At 72.6% G+C, this 20,010-nt stretch carries 20 protein-coding genes, 2 tRNA genes and 1 pseudogene; 11 read left to right on the forward strand and 12 right to left on the reverse strand.

What is annotated here, in order from left to right; genetic code table 11:
• The first annotated feature begins 67 nt into the window (after positions 1 to 67).
• Positions 68 to 772, forward strand: coding sequence for a MarR family winged helix-turn-helix transcriptional regulator (locus P696_RS0136630; RefSeq protein ID WP_026416207.1), 705 nt, complete (start codon positions 68 to 70; stop codon positions 770 to 772).
• A 153-nt stretch (positions 773 to 925) separates the two neighbouring features.
• Positions 926 to 2,035 (forward strand): cystathionine gamma-lyase, encoded by a 1,110-nt coding sequence (locus P696_RS0136635; protein ID WP_026416208.1) that lies wholly within the window; start codon positions 926 to 928, stop codon positions 2,033 to 2,035.
• On the opposite strand, the gene P696_RS0136640 is transcribed toward P696_RS0136635, so the two are convergent.
• Positions 2,032 to 2,466: a MarR family winged helix-turn-helix transcriptional regulator gene (locus tag P696_RS0136640; RefSeq protein WP_026416209.1), complete on the reverse strand. Its 435-nt coding sequence runs from the start codon at positions 2,464 to 2,466 to the stop codon at positions 2,032 to 2,034. The genes P696_RS0136635 and P696_RS0136640 overlap by 4 nt on opposite strands.
• Before the next feature lie 48 nt (positions 2,467 to 2,514).
• Here P696_RS0136640 and P696_RS50545 point away from each other — a divergent pair, with 48 nt between their 5' ends.
• The gene (locus P696_RS50545) at positions 2,515 to 3,015 is read left to right on the forward strand and encodes a MarR family winged helix-turn-helix transcriptional regulator (protein ID WP_051468594.1); all 501 of its coding nucleotides are present in this window, start codon (positions 2,515 to 2,517) and stop codon (positions 3,013 to 3,015) included.
• Here the strand turns inward: P696_RS50545 and P696_RS0136650 are convergent.
• From P696_RS0136650 to P696_RS0136665, 4 genes are all read right to left on the reverse strand, one after another.
• On the reverse strand, positions 3,012 to 3,845 hold the full coding sequence (locus tag P696_RS0136650; protein ID WP_026416210.1) for a family 1 encapsulin nanocompartment shell protein: 834 nt from the start codon (positions 3,843 to 3,845) through the stop codon (positions 3,012 to 3,014). The two genes, P696_RS50545 and P696_RS0136650, sit on opposite strands and share 4 nt — an antisense overlap.
• Entirely contained in the window at positions 3,842 to 4,906 is a 1,065-nt protein-coding gene (locus P696_RS0136655; protein ID WP_026416211.1) for a Dyp-type peroxidase, read from the reverse strand. The genes P696_RS0136650 and P696_RS0136655 overlap by 4 nt, the downstream gene beginning before the upstream one ends.
• A 219-nt stretch (positions 4,907 to 5,125) precedes the next feature.
• On the reverse strand, positions 5,126 to 5,593 hold the full coding sequence (locus tag P696_RS0136660) for an iron chaperone (RefSeq protein WP_026416212.1): 468 nt from the start codon (positions 5,591 to 5,593) through the stop codon (positions 5,126 to 5,128).
• Positions 5,594 to 5,636: 43 nt separating this feature from the next.
• Positions 5,637 to 6,092: a carboxymuconolactone decarboxylase family protein gene (locus P696_RS0136665; protein WP_034488451.1), complete on the reverse strand. Its 456-nt coding sequence runs from the start codon at positions 6,090 to 6,092 to the stop codon at positions 5,637 to 5,639.
• Positions 6,093 to 6,291: 199 nt separating this feature from the next.
• On the opposite strand from P696_RS0136665, the gene P696_RS0136670 reads away from it, so the two are divergent.
• Positions 6,292 to 8,757, forward strand: coding sequence for an ATP-binding protein (locus P696_RS0136670; RefSeq protein WP_026416214.1), 2,466 nt, complete (start codon positions 6,292 to 6,294; stop codon positions 8,755 to 8,757).
• Between the two features lie 11 nt (positions 8,758 to 8,768).
• The gene (locus P696_RS0136675; protein ID WP_034488454.1) at positions 8,769 to 10,910 is read left to right on the forward strand and encodes a beta-glucosidase family protein; all 2,142 of its coding nucleotides are present in this window, start codon (positions 8,769 to 8,771) and stop codon (positions 10,908 to 10,910) included.
• A gap of 69 nt (positions 10,911 to 10,979) precedes the next feature.
• Here the strand turns inward: P696_RS0136675 and P696_RS0136680 are convergent.
• Together P696_RS0136680 and P696_RS0136685 are read right to left on the reverse strand one after the other, a co-directional pair.
• Positions 10,980 to 11,053, reverse strand: a tRNA-Gly gene (locus P696_RS0136680).
• Between the two features lie 117 nt (positions 11,054 to 11,170).
• Positions 11,171 to 11,245 (reverse strand) — tRNA-Pro (locus P696_RS0136685).
• A 174-nt stretch (positions 11,246 to 11,419) separates the two neighbouring features.
• Between P696_RS0136685 and P696_RS0136690 the strand changes: the two genes are divergently transcribed.
• Positions 11,420 to 12,454: an NAD(P)-dependent alcohol dehydrogenase gene (locus tag P696_RS0136690; RefSeq protein WP_026416216.1), complete on the forward strand. Its 1,035-nt coding sequence runs from the start codon at positions 11,420 to 11,422 to the stop codon at positions 12,452 to 12,454.
• Positions 12,455 to 12,568: 114 nt separating this feature from the next.
• Here P696_RS0136690 and P696_RS55255 read toward each other — a convergent pair.
• A pseudogene (locus P696_RS55255) lies at positions 12,569 to 12,766 on the reverse strand (hypothetical protein); the annotation flags it as partial.
• 27 nt (positions 12,767 to 12,793) lie between these two features.
• On the reverse strand, positions 12,794 to 13,174 hold the full coding sequence (locus P696_RS50555; RefSeq protein WP_034488460.1) for a winged helix-turn-helix transcriptional regulator: 381 nt from the start codon (positions 13,172 to 13,174) through the stop codon (positions 12,794 to 12,796).
• A 120-nt stretch (positions 13,175 to 13,294) separates the two neighbouring features.
• Here P696_RS50555 and P696_RS0136705 point away from each other — a divergent pair, with 120 nt between their 5' ends.
• Positions 13,295 to 13,879 (forward strand): YceI family protein, encoded by a 585-nt coding sequence (locus tag P696_RS0136705; RefSeq protein WP_026416217.1) that lies wholly within the window; start codon positions 13,295 to 13,297, stop codon positions 13,877 to 13,879.
• Here P696_RS0136705 and P696_RS50560 read toward each other — a convergent pair.
• On the reverse strand, positions 13,868 to 14,224 hold the full coding sequence (locus P696_RS50560; protein ID WP_026416218.1) for an HAD family hydrolase: 357 nt from the start codon (positions 14,222 to 14,224) through the stop codon (positions 13,868 to 13,870). The genes P696_RS0136705 and P696_RS50560 overlap by 12 nt on opposite strands.
• A 65-nt stretch (positions 14,225 to 14,289) precedes the next feature.
• On the opposite strand from P696_RS50560, the gene P696_RS0136715 reads away from it, so the two are divergent.
• From P696_RS0136715 to P696_RS50570, 3 genes are read left to right on the forward strand one after another with little or no spacing between them, the layout of a single operon-like run.
• Positions 14,290 to 14,910: a hypothetical protein gene (locus P696_RS0136715; protein ID WP_245627947.1), complete on the forward strand. Its 621-nt coding sequence runs from the start codon at positions 14,290 to 14,292 to the stop codon at positions 14,908 to 14,910.
• Positions 14,907 to 15,725, forward strand: a complete 819-nt coding sequence (locus P696_RS50565; protein WP_051468596.1) for a nucleotidyl transferase AbiEii/AbiGii toxin family protein — start codon at positions 14,907 to 14,909, stop codon at positions 15,723 to 15,725. Before P696_RS0136715 ends, P696_RS50565 begins: the two co-directional genes overlap by 4 nt.
• Complete coding sequence (locus P696_RS50570; RefSeq protein WP_051468598.1) at positions 15,722 to 16,714, forward strand: nucleotidyl transferase AbiEii/AbiGii toxin family protein; 993 nt, start codon at positions 15,722 to 15,724, stop codon at positions 16,712 to 16,714. Before P696_RS50565 ends, P696_RS50570 begins: the two co-directional genes overlap by 4 nt.
• A 105-nt stretch (positions 16,715 to 16,819) precedes the next feature.
• Here the strand turns inward: P696_RS50570 and P696_RS0136730 are convergent, their stop codons facing one another.
• Both P696_RS0136730 and P696_RS0136735 read right to left on the reverse strand, forming a co-directional pair.
• A complete protein-coding gene (locus P696_RS0136730; RefSeq protein ID WP_084338711.1) occupies positions 16,820 to 18,658 on the reverse strand; it encodes a glycosyl hydrolase family 18 protein in 1,839 nt (612 codons plus the stop codon).
• A 298-nt stretch (positions 18,659 to 18,956) separates the two neighbouring features.
• A complete protein-coding gene (locus P696_RS0136735) occupies positions 18,957 to 19,436 on the reverse strand; it encodes a MarR family winged helix-turn-helix transcriptional regulator (RefSeq protein ID WP_026416221.1) in 480 nt (159 codons plus the stop codon).
• Between the two features lie 62 nt (positions 19,437 to 19,498).
• Between P696_RS0136735 and P696_RS0136740 the strand changes: the two genes are divergently transcribed.
• Entirely contained in the window at positions 19,499 to 19,912 is a 414-nt protein-coding gene (locus tag P696_RS0136740) for a cupin domain-containing protein (protein WP_026416222.1), read from the forward strand.
• Positions 19,913 to 20,010: the final 98 nt, after the last annotated feature.

Here is a 20,010-nt window from a genome sequence, read left to right on the forward strand (position 1 = left end):
CTTGGCATCGACGGACAGTGGAAGGACACCGGTCGAAGAGACGCCGACGAGAACGAGGACCACCGACATGGCGACGACCCCCGCGACGACTTCCACGACGACCTCCACCACGAACCCCGCGACGCCCCCGGGCCCCGGGGCGAGCCGCGGGCGGCTCGCCGAGGCCGAGCGCCTGCTGGAGACCCTGGAGCACGCGAAGTCGATCGAGGAGGGGCAGTTCAGCGCGCTCGGCATGCTGATCACCGACGCGTCGCTCAGTTCCGACGAGCCCGCGCTGACCGCCCTCAAGGACGGTCTCCAGTGGCTCCACCGGACGCGCTACCTCGACGTCCCGGCGCTCGATCCCGACCAGCGCGAGCAGCGCGGGCGGGTGCTCGGGCTCATCGACGTCGCGCACTGGGCGCTGCGGCGGATGCCGTCCGGCCTCCAGCTCGGCCTGCGGCCCGGCGGCCACGCGGCCCGCTTCCTGGTCGCCGTGGCGGCCCGTCCGGGCCGGTCGAACCGCGAGCTGGCGGCCGAGCTCGGCACCGACGACACCGAGATCAGCCGGGTCGGCCGCCGCCTGCTCGCCGCGGGCGTCGTGTGGCGGCGCAAGGAGTGGCGCAGCAACCTGTGGGACATCACGCCCCGAGGGCGCGCCTACCTGTCCGAGATCGGCCTGCTGCCCGCCCCGGCGGACGGCGACGCCCCGTCCCCGTCGCCCGCGCCGTCCGGCCCGTCCCGCCGCGGCGTCGACCCCGACCCGGCCCCCCCCCCCCGCCGCCACCCCTGACGGCCCCCACCCCGACCGTCCGTTTCCGGGCCCTGCCACCTGCCCGGCCGCCGCCTGCGGCCGTGCCCTGCCCGGGGTCCTTCGTCACCCCGGGCGCTGGTGCTCTGACCTGTGCGGTTACCCTTCGGGCGAAAGATCCCGAAGGAGGACGGCATGGCCGACGGCGACAGCACGCGCAGCGTCCGGGCGGGGCGGCCCGCCCCCGAGCAGTACACGCCCGAGCTGCCCGGCCCGACGTTCGCCGCGCACTTCCACCTGTCCGGCGAGGCCGCCGGGCCCTACACCTACGGCCGCGACGCGAACCCCACGTGGACGCTGCTGGAGGACGCGATCAGCGAGCTGGAGGGCGGCGGCGCGACGACCGTCTTCTCCTCCGGGATGGCCGCCGTGTCCGCCGCGATGCTGTCGCTGGTCGCGTCCGGCGACACCGTCGTCATGCCGGACGACTGCTACCAGACGACCCGCGCCCTGCGGGACCGCCTGGAGTCCTACGGGGTGCGCGTCCGCATGGCCCCGACCGCGGGCGACGCGCAGCTCGCGCTCGTCGAGGGCGCGCGCCTGGTCTGGCTGGAGACGCCGTCCAACCCCGGCCTGGACGTCTGCGACATCGCGCGCGTCGCGGACGCCGCGCACGCCGCCGGAGCGCTCGTCGCCGTGGACAACACCCTCGCGACGCCGTTCGGGCAGCGCGTCCTGGACCTCGGCGCCGACCTGGCCGTCGCCAGCGACACCAAGTCCCTGACCGGCCACGGCGACCTGCTGCTCGGCCACGTCACCACCCGTGACCCGCGCCTCGCCGCCTCGATCCGGACGTGGCGGAAGACGATCGGCGCGATCCCCGGCCCGATGGAGGCGTGGCTCGCGCACCGCTCCCTGGCGACGCTCGCGCTCCGGCTCGACCGCCAGACCGCGAACGCCCTCGCCCTCGCGACCGCCCTCCGCGACCACCCGCTGGTCGGCGGCCTGCGTTACCCCGGCCTGAAGGACGACCCGGCGCACGCGCTCGCGTCCCGGCAGATGCGGCGGTTCGGCTGCGTCGTGTCGTTCACGCTGCCCTCGCGGGACGCCGCCGAGGGCTTCCTCGGCGCGTTGCGCCTGGTCGGCGAGGCGACGAGCTTCGGCTCCGTGCACAGCACCGCCGAGCGCCGCGCCCGCTGGGGCGGCGACGCCGTCCCGCCCGGGTTCATCCGGTTCTCCTGCGGCATCGAGGACGCCGGCGACCTGGTCGCGGACGTCCTCCAGGCCCTGGACGCCGTCCGCTAGACCGTTTCGAGGTGGGCGGCGAACCGCCGCAGCATCTCCATCAGCGACCGGAACTCCTCCGGGGTGAAGCACTCGATCATCCGGGCGCGCTGGGCGCCGATCGTGTCCCGGACGCGCCGGTGGGCGCGGACGCCGTCCTCGGTCAGCTCGGCCGTGTCGCCGTCGAGGCGCGCCCAGCCGAGGTCGACCAGCCGCTCGACCTGCGGACGCATCGTCGGCTCGTCCGGCGAGACGAACGCGTCCAGCGTCCGGTCCAGGTCGGCCATGGTGATCGGCTCGTAGGACACGGTGTTGAGCACCTGCCAGCCGCGCCGGGTGAGCCCGTCGTCCGCGAGCAGGCGGCCGAGGTTCGCGTCGAGCGCGCCGTCGATGTGCCGCAGCCAGTACCCGATCGGACGGTCCGCGCGGGCGTCGGGAAAGGTCTCGGTCATGCTCTCCTCCAATGCATGTACTTTTACAATGAATGTAGGATGACATGCATGTCGAGCGCAACAGGTGACGAGGACGGGTCCGCCGCGGACGCGAGCGACGCGGTGGCGGCGGTCGAGCGGGCGATGGTGGCGATCCGGCGCAGCCAGACCCGCCGCACGCTGGGAAGACTCGCGGGGCCCGGCGGCATGGACCCGACGCTGTTCGGCGTCCTGGACGCGATCGAGGGGCACGGCGGCCCGTGCGCCGTCACCGACGTCGCCGCCGCCCTCGGCGTGGACCAGCCGCGCGCCAGCCGCCTCGCCCTGCGCGCCGAGGAGGAGGGCCTGGTGACCCGGGGGCCCGACCCGTCCGACCGGCGGCGCACGCTGCTCGAACTCACCGCGACCGGCCGCGAGGGCCTCGACCGCGCGCACCGGACGCGGCGGAGGCTTTTCGCGCAGGTCATGGCCGACTGGCCGGACACCGACCGGGACGAGTTCGCCCGCCTGATCACGGCGTTCGTGACGTCCTTCGGCGAAACGGTCACCGAAGGACGCCCAGCCGGTTAGAAGCCGGTGGGGTGTGACTGCGGGGACGGGCCGGTCAGCGCGACGGCGGCCTCGGCCGTGGAGGCGAGGAAGGTGAAGCTCTCGAGCAGGTACAGGTTCACGCCCGACGCGTCGTGGCCGGTGTAGCCGATGGAGAGGTCCTGGCCGAGGCTCAGCCGGTAGTCGCCGCCCCGGGTGCTCATCACGACGCCGCCGTCGATCGCCGGGGCCCAGACGATGCCGCCGTCCACGAGCTTGGCGAGGTGCTGGTAGACGGGATAGCCCTGGTCGGACGAGCGGGTCGCGGCCGTGTACGCCTCCGACCCCAGGACGAGCGCGTACGGCCCGCCCACGCCCGCGAGCCGCAGCGTGGCGAGGGCCTCGGAGACGACGTCCGGGTAGTGCGACGCCTCGACGGGCAGCGGACGGGCCGGGGACACGGTGACGGCCTCGGCGGCGATCCCGGCGATGCGTCCGGGGGCGTAGCCGTGGAAGATCGCGCGGTCCTCGGCGAAGGCGAGCTTGGTGGCCGCGTCCTTGGCGGGCTGCCAGTCGGCGTCCTGCGCGCCGCGCTCCACGGCGTCCACGGCCTCGCGGGACACGGTGAACGGGACGGTCAGCTGCACGACCGGACGGCTCGTGCGCAGCGCGGCGGTGACGCCGTCGGCGGGGGAGTCCGCCGCGTCGAGGTAGCCGGTGGTGACGGCCGCGAGCTCGGGTCCGGCGGCGTCCGGGACGTCCACGAGGCGGCGTCCGGCGACGCCGCGGGTGAAGGTGCGGCGGACCTCGTCCTCCAGGTCGGCCCAGGCCGCCGCGGAGATCGGCGCGAGTTCGCGGTGCAGGTTGTTCACGGGGTCTCCTTCAGTCCGCCGATGCCGAGTGACCCGAACAGGTCGCCCGGCGCGGGCTCGGGTACCGCGGCGGGCACGGGCGGGGCGACCGCCGCGGAGTCGGGATCCGGCAGGTCGGGAGGCGAGTCGAGGAAGTCGAGCGTCGGGGCGTGGAACAGGCACCCGGTGACGGCGGTGGAGAAGTCGAGGATGCGGTCGGTGTGCCCGTCCTCGGTGCCGAGGAACATGTTCCGCAGCATCTGCTCGGTCGTTTCGGGCGTGTGGGCGTAGCCGATGAAGTACGTCCCGAACTCGCCCTTCCCGGGCGCGCCGAACGGCATGTTGTCCCGCAGGATCTGCCGCTGCTCGCCGTCCGGGCCGAGGACGGTGTTCACCGCGACGTGCGAGTCGTCCGGCTTGGTCGCGTCGTCCAGCTCGATGTCGTTCAGCTTGCGGCGGCCGATCACCAGCTCCTGCGCCTCGACCGGCAGCGCGTTCCACGCCGGGAGGTCGTGCAGGTACTTCTGGACGATCACGTAGCTGCCGTCCGCGAACTCCGGGTCGTCCTCGGCGCGCACCAGCACCGCGCGCTCGGCGGCGGAACCGGCGGGGTTCTCGGTGCCGTCGACGAACCCCATCAGGTCACGTTTCTCGAAGTACCGGAACCCGTGCACCTCGTCCTGGACGGTCACCGCGCCGCGCAGCCGGTCCATGATCTGCGTGGCGAGCTCGAAGCAGAGGTCCATCGTGCGGGCGCGGACGTGGAACAGCAGGTCGCCGGGTGTGGCCGGGGCGCGGTGCCGGGGCCCGTCGAGCGCGGTGAACGGATGCAGCCCGGCCGGGCGGTTCCCGGAGAACAACCGGTCCCAGGCGTCCGAGCCGATGCCGGTCACGCATGTCAGGTTCCCCTCGGGGACCCGGAACCCGACCGCCCTGACCAGCCCGGACAGGTCGCCGAGCAGCTCGTGCACCACCGGCTCGGCCCCGGCCTCGATGGTGACCACGAGGAACACGGCGGCGTCGGTGAGCGGGCCGAGCACCGCCTGCGGGTCGGGTCGCTGGGGTTGCGCCTGCGGCGGCATGACGAATCTCCTCGGTGACGTCGCTGGTGATCACGTGGGCCCTAAGCCACTCTCTACCGCCCCGTGCCGCTCCCCAACCCCAAGCCCCACCCAAGACACACCGTTGTGTCGCGAATCTCCTCTATCACCCAGTCTTGCCGGACCGCCCGGACGGCAGGCCAACGCAGGTGATGCGGTGCGTCCCGGGGGACGCACCGCATCACCTGCGAGGGGCTGGGCTCAGCCCGCCGCGCGCTTCAGCAGGTCGGCGATCCGGGCCTCGGCGGCCTCGGTCAGCTCGGTCAGGGCGTAGGCGGTCGGCCACATCGTGCCGTCGTCGAGCTTCGCGGTGTCGTTGAAACCGAGCGTCGCGTAGCGGGCCTTGAACTTGTCCGCGTTCTGGAAGAAGCAGACGACCTTGCCGTCCAGCGCGTAGGACGGCATCCCGTACCAGAGCTTCGGCTCGAGGTTCGGGGCGGCCTCCCTGACGATGGCGTGGATCCGCTCGGCCATGGCGCGGTCGGGTTCCGGGAACTCGGCGATCTTCGCCAGGACGTCCCGCTCGGCCTGCGCGGCCTTCTCCACGCGGGAGGCGCTGCGCCCGGCGGCCTTCAGCTCCTTCGCGCGCTCCTTCATCGCCGCGCGCTCCCCGGCCGAGAACGTCTCGGCGTCGGCGTCGTTCTTCGCTGCGGTGGACTTCTCGGCCATGGTGGTTCTCCTCGTCTCCGTCGTCTTCCAGGGGGGTGGGGGATCAGCCCCAGGCGCCGGCGATCTGCCGGGTGGTGGCGTTGAGCCGGTTGAACAGGTTCGTGACGCTGATCATCATGACGATCGCGGCGAGCTGCTTCTCGTCGTAGTAGGTGGCGGCGTTGTCCCAGATCTCGTCGCTCACCGAGTCCGGACGGTCGGCCAGGCGCGTCGCGGCCTCGGCCAGCTCCAGCGCCGCGCGCTCCTCGTCGGAGAAGTAGGGGGCCTCGCGCCACGCGGCGGTGGTGGCCAGCTTCTCCTCGCTCACGCCCGCCTTCCGGCCGCCCTTCACCCCGGCGTCGACGCAGGCGCTGCAGCCGTTGATCTGGCTGACGCGCAGGTGCACCAGCTCCAGGGTCTGCTCGTCCACGCCGCCGGTGTGGACGGCCTTGAAGATGTCCAGGATCGGCTTCATCGCGCCGTCGAGGACCTGGGCGGGGTTCTGCATCCGAGCCTGCATGTCGTTCTCCTTCGTCCGGGACGTTCCGCCCGGTTTCGTCGGCCGCTCCGTGGTCGGTGCGGCATGGCTTAATCACAGCCGGAACGGGCCGCCGGGACGATCCCCGTGGGACACCGTGGGACAGCTGGTACGGTCACGACCAGCCAGGACTCGAACCAGGAAAAGACTGGCGACGCGGGACAGATCGACAGGGGTCGCGATGGTGGCGGAACAGCGGACGACGGATCCGCAGGAGGAGCTGGCCGAACGGCTCCGGCTGATCCAGGAACTGTCCGGACGCGGCGTCCGGGCGCTCGCGCGGGACACCGGCCTCAGCTCGTCCTCGCTGTCGCGGTACCTCGGCGGGCAGACCGTCCCGCCGTGGCCCGCGGTCGTCGAGCTGTGCCGCCTGGTGAAGCGCGACCCGCGTCCGCTGCGTCCGCTGTGGGAGCGGGCCGGGAGCCCGCTGCCCGCGCCGCCGAAGACCAGCCGCCAGGTCCAGCCGCCGTCGCCGCCCGCCGGGACGCCGCGTCCGCCGCGCAACGACCTGCCCCGCGACGTGCCCGACTTCACCGGACGCGAGGACGGCCTCGCCGCCGTGCTCGCCGCCGTCGAGGCCGACCGGCTGGTCGCGATCGACGGCATGCCGGGCGTCGGCAAGACCTGCCTCGCCGTCCACGCGGCGCACCGGCTCACGACCGGCTACCCGGACGCGCAGCTCTACCTCGACCTGCACGGGTTCACCGAGGGACGCGAGCCGCTCGACCCCGACATGGCGCTGCGGACGCTGCTCGCCGCGCTGGACGTCCCGTCCGAGCGGATCCCGCAGGCGGGCGGCATCGAGCCCCTCGCCGCGTGCTGGCGCGCGGAGCTGGCGTCCCGGCGCGCGGTCGTCGTCCTGGACAACGCCGCGGGGGCGGACCAGGTCCGCCACCTGCTGCCCGGCGCGGGCCCGTCGGTCGCGCTGATCACCAGCCGCAACCGCCTGCTCGGCCTGGACGAGGTCCCGCCGGTGTCGTTGGACGTCCTGTCCCCCGAGGAGAGCGCCGAGCTGCTGGCCCGCGCGAGCGGCGAGTCCGGCCGTCCGGAGGGACGCCTGGCCCGCGAGCCCGAGCAGGCCGCCGAGGTGCTGCGCCTGTGCGGCCACCTGCCGCTCGCGCTGCGCCTGGCCGCCGCCCGCCTCCGGCACCGTCCGGGCTGGACCGTCGGCATCCTCGTCGAGCGGATGGCGGAGGGCCCGAGTGAGTTCGACACGGCGTTCGCGATGTCGGTCCGGCAGCTGGACCGGTCGCAGCGCCGCTTCTTCCGCCTCCTCGGGCTGCTGCCCGGCTCGTCCTTCGACGAGTACGTGGCGGCGGCCGTCGCGGACGTCCCCCTGCGCGCCGCGAGGACGATGCTGGAGGACCTCCTCGACGCGCACCTCGTCCAGCAGCCGTCCGGGGGTCGCTACCGGCTGCACGACCTCGTCCGGGAGCACGCCCGCCGCGCCACCGCCGAGCAGGACACCCAGGACGACCGCGACCGGGCCCTCGGACGCGTCCTCGACTACTACGTCCACGCGGCGGCAGCCGCCGAGTCCGCGATGCCGTACCTGTCCCGCAGCCGGGCGCCGACCGCGGGCGAGGCCCCGGCCGAGCTCCCGGCCTTCGGCCACAAGCACCAGGCCCTCTTCTGGTTCGGCACCGAGTACACGAACCTGATGACCGTCTTCGACACGGCCGTCGCGACCGGAGCCGACGTCCACGCCTGCGAACTGCCCCGCTTCATGCGGGCGTTCTTCGCCCGCCGCTGCGGGACCACGCACCTCAACGTCCTGTTCGAACGCGCCCTGGACGCCGCCCGCCGCCTGGACGACCCGCTCCGGCTGGCCGAAGCCCACAGCGACCTCGGCTTCGCCCGCTACAACGCGGGCCGCATGGCCGAGGCCCACGCCGCCTACGACACCGCCGCGCCCCTGATCGCCGGGACCGGCGACACCTGGGCCGAGGCCGAGCTGGCCATGCGCCGCGCCTTCCTCCTCTGGGACGAGGGCAACGTGCAGGAGCCCCTGACCCTCTTCTGCCGGGCCGCCGCGCTCTACGACTCCATCGGCTCGCTCAAGGGCAGGGCCCACGCGACCGCCAACGAGGCCTGGGCGCTCCTCCAGCTCGGCTACCGCGAGGACGCCGCCGCCCGGGCCCGCCAGGCCCTCGACCTGACCGGCGACGAGCCCGACTGGCCGTCCACGCTGACGGCCCGCATCACCCTCGGCGTCGCCCTCGCCCCCGAAAATCCCGACGAGGCGAACGACCACCTCACCCGGGCCCTGGAACTGGCCCGCGAGGACAGCCACAAGCACAACGAGGCCTGGTGCCTCAACTGCCTGGGCGTCGCCCTGCGCCAGATGGGCCGCTACGACGAGGCCCTCGCCAGCCACCGCCGGGCCTTCGCCCTCCTGGACGAGCTCTTCGAGGAGCACTGGAAGATCCACTTCCTCAACGGCTACGGCGAGACCTGCCGCCTGGCGGGTCTGCCCGACGAGGCTCTCCGCCTCCACCGCCAGGCCCTGGAGCTGGCCCCCGAGGTGGGCTACCGCCACGAGGAGGCCCTCGCCCACGAGGGCATCGCCGCCGTCCTGGCCGAAACCGACCCCAACACCGCCGCCGAGCACCGCGCCGCCGGGCTCGCCCTCCTCCAAACCTCCTGAGACGGCGAGAAATGATCAGAAGCAGGACCGTCGTCGTCGTGGGGGCCCTGGCGGCGGCCGGGTTCCTCGTCTCCCCGGTCGTCCGGTCGCAGGTCGCGGGCGCGGCCCCGGACAGCGCGCCGTGCGCCGATCCGTCCGGACGGCCCTGGTGCGATCGCGGCCTGTCGGCCGAGCGGCGCGCGGAAGCGCTGGTCGCGGCGCTGACCGGGGAGGAGAAGAAGGCGCTGCTCGCCGGGGACGACCTGGTCGGCCCGTTGCGGGCGGCCGACGATCCGAAGTACCGGGCGGGAACGGTCCACGGCGTTCCCCGTCTCGGGATCCCGGAGCTGTACCTGGTGGACGCCGGGTCGATGGGTGTGAAGCAGGGGCCGAACACCGCGCTGGCGTCCGGGCTGTCGCTGGCCGCGACCTTCGATCCGCAGGCGGTCCGGCAGGCGGGCGCGCTGGTCGCGGACGAGGCCGTCCACCACGGGAACGACGTGGTCCTGGGCCCTGCGGTCGACCTCATGCGGACGGCCCGGAGCGGCCGGGCGTTCGAGGCGTACGGCGAGGATCCGCTGCTGACGTCCCGCATGGGCGCGTCCTGGATCGGGAGCGTCCAGGCCAGGGGACTGATCGCGCAGGTCAAGCACTTCCCGGCCAACAACCAGGAGGCCAACCGGTACTCGGTGAACGCGGTCGTGTCCGAGCGGGCGCTGCGGGAGGTGTACCTGCCGCCGTTCGAGGCGGCGGTGCGCGAGGCGAAGGTCGGCAGCGTCATGTGCGGATACAACCTGGTCAACGGCCTGCCGAGCTGCTCCAACACCCCGCTGTTGGACGGCGTGCTGCGCAAGCAGTGGGGGTTCACCGGGTTCGTCGTCAGCGACTGGATGCGCGGCGTGAAGAGCACCGACGGATCGATGAAGGCCGGGCTCGACCTGGAGATGCCGGTCGGCGTCCAGTACAGCCCGCCCGCGCTCGGCTCGGCCCTGGAGAACGGCAAGATCACCTGGACGGACGTCGACGCGCGGCTCCGCGCCCGCTTCCGGACGCTGTTCGCGTTCGGGGTGTTCGACCGGGCCCGTCCGGTCAACGACGGACGCATCGACTACACCGCGCACGGCCGCACCGCGCAGCAACTATCAGAACAGGGCATCACCCTGCTCAAAAACACGAGTGGCGTCCTGCCGCTCAAGGCCGGAACCAAGATCGCGGTGATCGGGAAGCCCGCCGCACAGGTGCGTTCCGCGGTCGGGTCCGCCTACGTCAAGCCCGTGTCGTCGATCACACCGCTGAAGGCCCTGACCACGCGCGCCGTGGCCAAGAACGTGACGTACCGGGACGGGACGGACGTCGCGGCGGCCGTGAAGGCGGCCAGGGCGGCGAAGGCCGCGGTGGTGTTCGTCGCCGACGCGCGGGCCGAGGACGCCGACGTGACGTGCCTGACGCTGCGTTGCGGCGACGGGAAGCTCGGCGACCAGGACGCCCTGGTCACGGCCGTCGCGAAGGCCAACCCGAACACCGTCGTCGTGATGCAGACCGGCGGCCCGGTGTTGACGCCTTGGGCGGGAAAGGTCCGCGGGATCGTGGAGTCCTGGTACGCGGGCGGGCCCGGCGGGACGGCGATCGCGCGCGTTCTTTTCGGCGACGTCGATCCGGGCGGACGTCTCCCGGTCACTTTCCCCGCCGCCGAGAAGCAGGCCCCGGCGAGCGGAAACGCGTCCCAGTACCCGGGCGTCGGGGACACCGTCCGGTACAGCGAGGAATTGCTGGTCGGATATCGGCACTATGACGCCAAGGGCTACGTCCCGGCATTCCCGTTCGGATACGGGCTCTCCTACACCAGCTTCAAATTCACTTCCCTGAAGGTGTCGCGGACCGGGGTGAGTGTGACCGTCACCAACACCGGCAGGCGCCGCGGCTACGCCGTCCCGCAGCTGTACCTCGGGCTGCCGTCCAGCAAGGCCGTGCCGGAGCCCGCCTGGCAGCTCAGGGGCTTCAGTAAGGTCGCGCTCGCGCCCGGCGCTTCGGCCCGCGTCACCTTCCCGCTGGACGCCCGGGCCCTCTCGTACTGGAACACCTCGTCACATTCCTGGCAGCGGGCGAAGGGGTGCGCCAAGGTGATGGTCGGCAGTTCCTCGCGTTCCGTCGCGCTCACCGGAAGCCTTTGCTGAAGCGGCGGGAAACGGCGGCGGTGGAAAAGCGAAACGGCGGCCCTCGGGCCGCCGTTGTCGTTTCTCACGTGGAGCGGATGACGGGAATCGAACCCGCGTAGCTAGTTTGGAAGACTAGGGCTCTACCATTGAGCTACATCCGCGTGGGTGAGGCATCGCCTCGTCCGTGACCGTAGCGTACCGGGTTTTCCCAGTGGTTGTCGCTTCGATTGACGGGGTGAGGAAGGCGGTGGCCCGTGGGCCCCGCCTCGCCTCGTCCGTCGGGCTGGCCGGATTCGAACCGGCGACCCCCGCCACCCAAAGGCGGTGCGCTAGCCAAACTGCGCTACAGCCCGCAGCGCGCAGCAGTCTATCCCGTTCCGCGGCATCGGCGCAGAGATGCGAGGGCGAGTGATGTGTCTCCCCGGGAAGATCCTGCCCACCTGGGGCTTTTCGTGGGTTGAGGTGGAGGTGGGGCGACTGGGGGGTATGGACCGCGTGAGGCGGGGGCCGCACCTGAGGGGGAGATCATGAGGGCCGTCCAGTTCCGCGAGGTCGGGAGCCAGCCCGAGGTCGTCGAGGTGCCGGACCCGGAGCCGGGACCAGGGCAGGTGCTGCTGAAGGTGACCGCGGCCGGGGTCTGCCACTCCGACTTCGTGGTGATGCAGAGCTCGGCCGAACTGGGCATCGGCCTGCCCCTGACGCTCGGCCACGAGGGCGTGGGCACGGTCGCCGCGCTCGGCGCGGGCGTCACGGGCCTGACGGCGGGCGAGTCCGTCGCGGTGTACGGGCCGTGGGGCTGCGGGACGTGCCCGGAGTGCGCCCAGGGCAAGGAGAACTACTGCCGCCGCGCCGCCGCCCTCGGGATCCGGCCGCCCGGCCTCGGCGCGCCCGGCGCGATCGCCGAGTACCTGCTGGTGGACGCGCCGCGCCACCTCGTCCCGCTGGGTGATCTCGACCCCGTGCGGACCGTCCCGCTGACCGACGCCGGGCTCACCCCGTACCACGCGATCAAGGGCGCGCTGCCGCGCCTGGTGCCGGGCGCCACGGCCGTAGTGATCGGCGCGGGCGGCCTCGGGCACGTCGGGATCCAGCTCCTGCGCGCCCTGACCCCGGCCCGCGTGATCGCGCTGGACGTGTCGCCCGACAAGCTCGCGCTCGCCAAGGAGGTCGGCGCGCACGAGGCCGTGATGTCCGACGGCAAGGCCGTCGCGCGCGTGCGCGAGGTGACCGGCGGGTTCGGCGCGCAGGCCGTGTTCGACTTCGTCGGCGCCCCGCCGACCACCGCGATCGCCACGGCGGTCGCCAGCACCGAGGCGGACGTCGCGATCGTCGGCATCGGCGGCGGCACGGCCACCGTCGGCTTCGGCGCGATCGCCTACGACGCGTCCGTCCGGTCGCCGTACTGGGGCAGCCGGTCCGAGCTGGTCGAGGTGCTCGACCTGGCCCGCGCCGGGATGCTGGACGTCCACGTCGAGACGTACTCGCTCGACGAGGCCCCGATCGCCTACCAGCGGCTGCACGAAGGCAAGATCGACGGCCGCGCCGTCATCATCCCCGACTGACCACCCGCGCCACCGCATCCCGAACCGACAGGCCCGCGCCGCCGCGTCCCGCAGGGCGGCCTGCGAGACACGGCGTCCGGCGGTCACAACACGAGGACGGTCCGCTTCGCGACCGTCCGGCCCGGTCAGCGCCTCGACGCGGCGAAGGCCCGACCCGACCGACGACTCCCCGAGCAGGTGCACGGGCCCCGCCTGCGCGCCGTGCCCGACATGCGTGCCGCCGCACAGCTCGCGGGACGCGTCGCCGATGTCCACGATCCGCACGCGCTCGCCATACCGCTCGCCGAACAGCGCGACCGCGCCCGCCTCGTCCCCGACCCCCACCTCGCGCGCACCGGGTTACTCCTCCGGTGACGTTCGGTGGTCGTAGGCGGCGCGGGCGGCGTCGATCTCGTCGCCGTGCGACTCGGTCCAGACGATGATCGGCTCGAGCGCCTCCAGCATCGTCCGGCCGAGCTTGGTCAGGGTGTACTCGACGCGCGGCGGGATCTCCGGGTACACGGTCCGGACGACGAGGCCGTCGCGTTCCAGGCCGCGCAGCGTCACGGTGAGCATCCGCTGGCTGATCCCGACACACTCGCGCTTCAGCTCGCCGAACCGCTTGGTGCGATCGCCGAGCAGCGCGATGACCATCACCGTCCACTTCTCGGCGACGCGGTCGAGGGTCTCGCGTGCACGGCAGGCCTCGAGGGAGTGCTCGCTCAGGCCGCTGAAGTCCATGGTTATCTCCGGGTTCCTGGGGCAGGAAAAAGTGCCTTCTTGTGGGGCTTGCTGGGTTCTCGCAGGATGAAGGCGGTTCCTCCGGGGAACCGACTTACTTCCCAGAACCAAGGAGACACGATGACCGCCCAGATTGTCGAGATCCCCGGCTACATCGCGGGCTCATGGACGGTGGACGCCGTCCACTCGACCGTCGGGTTCGCCGTCCGGCACCTGATGATCAGCAAGGTCCGCGGCCGGTTCGCCGACTTCGACGCGACGTTCACGACCGGCGAGGACCCGCTCGACTCCACCGTCACCGCGACCGTCCGGACGGACTCGGTCGACACCGGCAACACCCAGCGCGACGCGCACCTGCGCACCGCCGAGTACTTCGGCGTGGACGAGCACCCGACCATGACGTTCCGCTCGACCGGCCTGCGCCCGGCGCGCGGCGCGGGACGCTACGAGCTGGACGGCGACCTGACGATCAAGGGCGTGACCAGGCCCGTCACCTTCGACCTGGAGATCGGCGGCTTCGGCCCCGACCACTTCGACCCGGACGGCCGCGGCGCCCGCGCCGGGTTCACCGCGTCCGGCGTGATCGACCGCACCGAGTTCGGCGTCGACACCAACATGCCGATCCCGGGCGGCGTCGCCCTCGGCGAGAAGGTCGAGATCGTCCTCGAGGTCGAGGCCGTCCTGGCCTCCGGCTCAGCCGAGTAGGCCGGGCAGTTCGGCGAGGGTGCCGATGCGGGGGACGTCGGCGGCGGCGCCGGTGCCGGGACGGTCCAGCCAGACCCCCGTGAGCCCCGCCGCCGCGTCGTCCCAGCCGGGACGCCCCAGTTCGGCCGCGAGGAGGACGGCCCGGCGCCGCCGCTGTTCGGCGAAGCTCATCTCGCCCGCCGCGAACCGCTCCACGTACTCGTCGGTCAGCTCGACCCACCGGCGTTCCACGAACGCCGGATCGGCGTCCGGCCGGCACTCCACGACGGCCCGGACGGCCGCCGTCTCATGATCCATCAGCGTTCCGTCGAGGTCGAACAGGACGGCGGCGACAGGAAGGCCCATATCCGGGATTCTGGCACTCGAAATTCGGATGACCCGTCTTCCCGGATTCTGCGACCCTCGGCAGGGTGAACATCAGGGGTGATTTCGAGATTCATCTGACCGTCGCCGAGCCGGACGCGCCGCGGGCGCGCGAGGCCGCCGCGGCGCGCGGACTCAAGCTCACCCTGATCGAACTCGCCCGCGGCCGGACGCCCGCGCAGCCGATGCTGAGCCTGCGCCGCTCCGGCACCGGCGACGCCGTCCTGGCCGAGGCCGCCCGTGCCGCCGACGACCTGCGCGGGGACGGCCTCCGGGTCGTCCGCGTCAAGGTCGAGGCCGCGCCCTGGAACGAGGGCGTCCCGCGCACCGACGCCGAGGGCGACGCGCTCGGCTCCTACTTCGAGCACCACGTCAAGCTGCTGCTCACCCCGGAGGCCGACCTCGCCGCGCTCGCCGCCCTCGCGCTGGCGCACGGCGCGCACGTGTCCCGCAACGCCCGGCGCGTCCGCCCGGACGGACGTCCCGAGCGGTTCGTCACCCAGCGCTGCCACCGCGTCGGCGCGCCCACCGCGGGGGCCCGCCTGGACGCCCTGGTCACCGCGCTGCGCTCGGCCGCCCACGAGATCGTCGAAGTCGAACGCGAGTACGTCGTCCACGACGACACCCCGTCCCTGGACGACGGCTGGATCACCGAGGAGCCCCGATGAACCGGGACGACCCCACCCGAACCGCGGCACGGCGGCGTGCTCTCGACCACGTCCTGGCCGGGATCGCCGGCTCGGTCTGGTCCGCCGACCTGATGCTGCGCGGCAGCACGCTCCTGCGCGCCTGGTTCGGCGACATGGCCCGCGAGCCCGGCGACCTGGACTTCGTGGTCATTCCGCACACCGTCAACCTGGATGACGGCTACGCCGACGATCTCCTGGACGGGGTCCTCGAAGCCGCCGCCCGGGCGTCCCGCGCGGACACTTCGGCCACGCCGGTGCGCATCGACGCGGCCAAGGCGGAGTGGGACGACATCTGGGACTACGACGCGGCGCCGGGCCGCCGGTACGAACTGCCCTACGACGCCGGGGACGCCGGGCACGGCCGCCTCCAGATCGACTTCACGTTCAACGAGCGGGTCCCGACCGGGCCGGTGGCCACCGAGATCCCGAGGGCGGACGGCGGCGCCCCGGCGACCGTCCTCGCCGCGTCGCCCGAGCTGTCGCTGGCCTGGAAGCTGCTCTGGCTGGTCAACGAGGCCGCTCCCCAGGGCAAGGACCTGTTCGACGCGGTCCTGCTCGCCGAGCACGTGTACCTGTCCGCCGACCTGCTGGTGGAGGTGAGCGTGCTGGCGGACGCCACCCCGAGGCCCGTGACCGAGGCGACCCTGCGGGCCGCGCTGCACCGGGCCGACGCCAGCTGGAAGGCCTTCCGAAATCGGGAGCTGCCGGACGGCCCGGTCACTCCCGCCCCGTTCGCCGCCCGACTGCTGGCGGCCCTTCACGGCACCTTCGACGCCCCTCGGGAGACCCGATGACCTGGGACGACCTGCGCCATGGCCCCTGGCCCGACACCGCGCGCATCCCGGCGGACGCTCCCGACGCCGCGACCGCGGCCCGCCTGAGCCTTCCCCCGACCGTCCGGCCGGTTCCCGGCGCCGAGCAGGTCCCGGTGTTCGACCCGGCGATGCAGCACCACGGCCGCGCGCTGCGTCCCAGCGAGCCGCGCTTCCGCGATCCGGATGACGCCGCCCGCTGGTTCGCGGCCCGCCGCCGCGCGCTCGACCACGTCCTCGCGGCGGTCGGAGGCTCGCGCTGGGCGGAGAACCTGATGCTGCGCGGCAGCATGCTCCTGTCCGCCTGGTACGGTTCCGCCGCCCGCGACCCGGGCGACCTGGACTTCGTCCTCCGCCCGGAGACCTGGGGCGTCACCGAGGCGCGCACCGACGTCCTCCTGCACGGCGTCGCGCGGGCCGCCGAGGACGTGTCCCGCGCCTCCGGGGTGCTCATCCACGCGGACGGCGCGGTCTGGTCGGACATCTGGACCTACGACCGCGTGCCCGGCCGCCGCGTCGTCCTCCCGTGGGACACCGAGGGCCTGCCCGGCGGCACCGTCCAGCTCGACTTCGTGTTCAACGAGCACCTGCCGTCCGAGCCGGAGTTCACCGACGTCCCGCGCCCGGACGGCTCCGGGGCCGCGCGGGTCCTCGCCGCGTCGCCCGAACTGTCGCTGGCCTGGAAGCTCCTCTGGCTGAGCAGCGACATCTACCCCGAGGGCAAGGACCTGTACGACGCCTGCCTGCTCGCCGAGCACACGTTCGTCTCCGCCGACCTGCTGGCGAAGGTCTTCGAGCTGGCGGACGACTCCTACAAGGAGGAACCGATCGCCGAGGCGAGCCTCCGGGAGTCCCTCACCTACGTCGAGTGGGACGAGTTCCGCAAGGACCGTCCGAACATCGCCACGACGCCCCAGCCCTACATCGACCGTTTGATGGAGGCGCTCCGCCCCACGTTCGACGCTCTCTGAGCCGGGTGAAGGCCCCCGGCGGGAGGAGTGGCCGGGGGCCTTCGGGCGGGGTCGCGGACCGGGGTGCTGTCCTGGGGAGGTCCGGGCCGCGACCGGAGGAGCGGGTCAGCCGAGGCCGGAGCGGACGGCGGTGACCAGTTCACCGTTGTCGGTGTCGCCGGACATCTCCCAGAAGAAGGCGCCGCCGAGGCCCTGCGACTTGGCGTAGGACATCTTGCCCGCGATCGTGGACGGGGTGTCGTAGCTCCACCATTCGGTGCCGCACAGGCCGTAGGCGGTTCCGGCGACGACGCTGGTGGCGGGGCACTTGCCCTTGATGACGCGGTAGTCCTCGATGCCCTGCTCGTAGGTGCCCGCGGCCGGGCCGGTGGCGGTGCCGCCGGGGGCCTTCTGCGTGACGCCCGTCCAGCCGCGGCCGTAGAAGCCGATGCCGAGCAGCAGCTTGCCGGACGGGATCCCGAGGCCCTTCAGCTTCGCGATCGTGTCGGTGCTGTTGAACTCCTTGATCGGGATGCCGTCGTAGGTGGTCAGCGGGGAGTGCGGGGCCGTCGGGCCCTTGGCGTCCCACGCGCCGAAGTAGTCGTAGGTCATGACGTTGTACCAGTCGACGTACTGCGCCGCGCCCGCGTAGTCGGCCGCGTCCATCTTGCCGCCGGACGTGGCGTCCGCCGTGATGGCCGCGGTCACGATCTGGGACGAGCCGAACCGCGAGCGCACCGCCGACAGCAGGTTCCTGAACGACGCGAAACCGCTGGTGTCGCAGCTCAGGCCGCAGGCGTTCGGGTACTCCCAGTCGATGTCGATGCCGTCGAACAGCCCCGCCCAGCGCGGGTCGTTGAGCAGCTTGTAGCAGGAGTCGGCGAACGCGGCCGGGTTCTGCGCGGCCTGCGTGAAGCCGCCGGACCACGTCCAGCCGCCGAACGACCAGACCACCTTGATGTTCGGGTACTTCTTCTTGAGCTCCTGCAACTGGTGGAAACTGCCGCGCAGCGCGCCGTTGTCCCAGCTGTCGGACGTCCCGTCCACGCTCTCGCCCGCGCCGTAGAAGCGGTCGTAGTCGGCGTAGCCGTCGCCGACCGCGCACTGCCCGTTGGTGACGTTGCCGAACGCGTAGTTGATGGTCGTCAGCTTGCTCGCGGTGCCGCTGGTGTCGATGTTCCGGACGTGGTAGTTCCGCTGGTAGATGCCCCAGTCGGTGAAGTACCCCATGACCTTCGTCCCGCCGGGCGGGTTCCCGCCGCCGGAGTCGTTGGTCGTCACCGACACCGCGTTGGACGCGCCGGACACGTTCCCGGCGGCGTCCCGCGCCTTCACGCTGAAGCTGTACGCGGTCTTCGCCGTGAGGCCCGTGACGGTCGCGGACGTGCCGGTCACCGAGGTCGCCTTGGCCGAACCCTGGTAGACGTCGTAGCCCGTGACGCCGACGTTGTCGGTCGAGGCCGTCCAGGAGAGGCTGACCGTCGTGTCGGTCTTGCCGGTGGACTTCAGCCCGGACGGCGCGGTCGGGGCCTGGGTGTCCCCGCCGGGCGGGTTGCCCGAGCCGTCGCACGCCGCGCCGTTGACGGTGCAGCCGGAGAACCAGCCCGTGCCGCTGCCGTCGAAGCCGAAGCTCGTGGACGCGCCCGCCGCGACCGTCCCGTTCCAGGACGCGTTCGCGAAGGTGTAGTGGTTGCCGGAGTGGGTCTGCGTGGTGTTCCAGGCCGCGGTGATCGCGGTCCCGGACGGCAGGTCGCCCTCCAGCCTCCAGCTGCTGATCGCCGCGGACGTGCCGTTGCTGATCGTGCACGAGCCCTCGAAGCCCGTGCCCCAGTCGGAGGTCTTGGTGCAGGTGGCGGTGACGGCTCCGGCCGCCGCCGAGGGATGCGCCGCGGTGAGGGTCAGCCCCGCCGCGGCGGTGAGTGCGGACAGGATCGCCAGGATCCGCCGTGGGCCCGGTGTGGCCATGATTCTCCGTTCAGTTCGCGCCCCCGAACCAACAGGAATCTTGATTATTCTTAGGAAAGTTTCCTAAGAATCGCCGCGATGTTAACCGCGCTGACCGGCCCGGGCAAGGGCCCTGGGCACACCGGTTCGCCGCGATCACGCTGGTCCGCCCCGCACGCTGCGCCGGTCTGGAAGATCGGTTCCAGGCGGGTCGCGCCCGCGCCCTCGCCCTCGTCCTCGTCCTCCGCGCCCAGCCCGCGCCCAGGCCCGCGCCCAGCCCGCGCCCAGGCCCGCGCCCAGGCCGCGCCCAGGCCCGCGCTCAGGTGGAGCCGAACCAGCCGGGGGCGTCCAGCCGCCACATGTCGCCGGGCGTCATCTGGCGCAGGGCGGCCTCGAAGGCGCGCATCCGGTCGTCGCCGAGCTCGTCCGCCCAGCGCTTCCGGATGACGTCGAAGATCATCGCGGACCGGTGCAGCGCGTCCCAGCCGTGCGCGGTCAGCCGGACGAGCTTGCGCCGCGCGTCGGACGGGTCGGACGCCCGCTCGACGTAGCCGAGCCGTTCGAGGGTGTCGACGAGCTTGCCCGCGGCCTGCTTGCTGACGCCGAGCCGGCGGCTGAGCTCGATGGCGGTGGTGCTCTCGACGCCGATCGCCTGGAAGACGAAGCCGTGCATGGGACGCATGTCCGGATGACCCTGTTCGGCCAGCTCATCGTGGGTCTCGTCGATGATCTGCCGGAACGCCAGGAACAGCCGGAGCGGCAGCTCCCAGCCCGGGGCGTCGGGTTCGGCGCTTGACATGAAAGACAACCTCGTTGACTATATGGACAACCCAGTTGTCTAAATTCTACCGGGAGAACCCCATGCCCGTGATCCGCGACACCGAGTCCCGCCGTTTCCAGACCCCGAACGGCATCATGACCTCCCTCGCCACGCCCACCCAGGGCGGCACCTCGAAGCTCGCCGTCTGGAAGGTGGACGCGGTGCCCGGCGTGACCGGCCCGTTCCACGTCCTCGACGACGAGTCGGTCTGGACGTGCCTGGGCGGCGCCGCGACCTTCACCGTCGGCGACGAGGTCGTGGACGTCGCGCCCGGCGACACCCTGCTCCTGCCGGGCGGGGTCGAGCGCCAGATGGTCGTCTCCGCGGACGGCTACCAGGCCGTCGTCGCCGCGCCCGCAGGAATCCTCGTCCACACCCCCGTGCCCGTCGTGCAGGAGGGCTGCGACCTGGCCCCCAAGGGCGACGAGAAGATCGTCCCCTTCTGGGCCCGCTGACGGGCCGTCGCGGGGAGCGAGCCGACCGTTAGTGCGACGAATTACCGTCCGGCGCAAACCGGCTCCCCGCCGTGTCCTGAACACAAGCGTGATCTAAT

Origin of the sequence: Actinomadura oligospora ATCC 43269 (assembly GCF_000518265.1) — a bacterium.
In the GTDB taxonomy this organism is placed as follows: Bacteria; Actinomycetota; Actinomycetes; order Streptosporangiales; family Streptosporangiaceae; genus Spirillospora; species Spirillospora oligospora.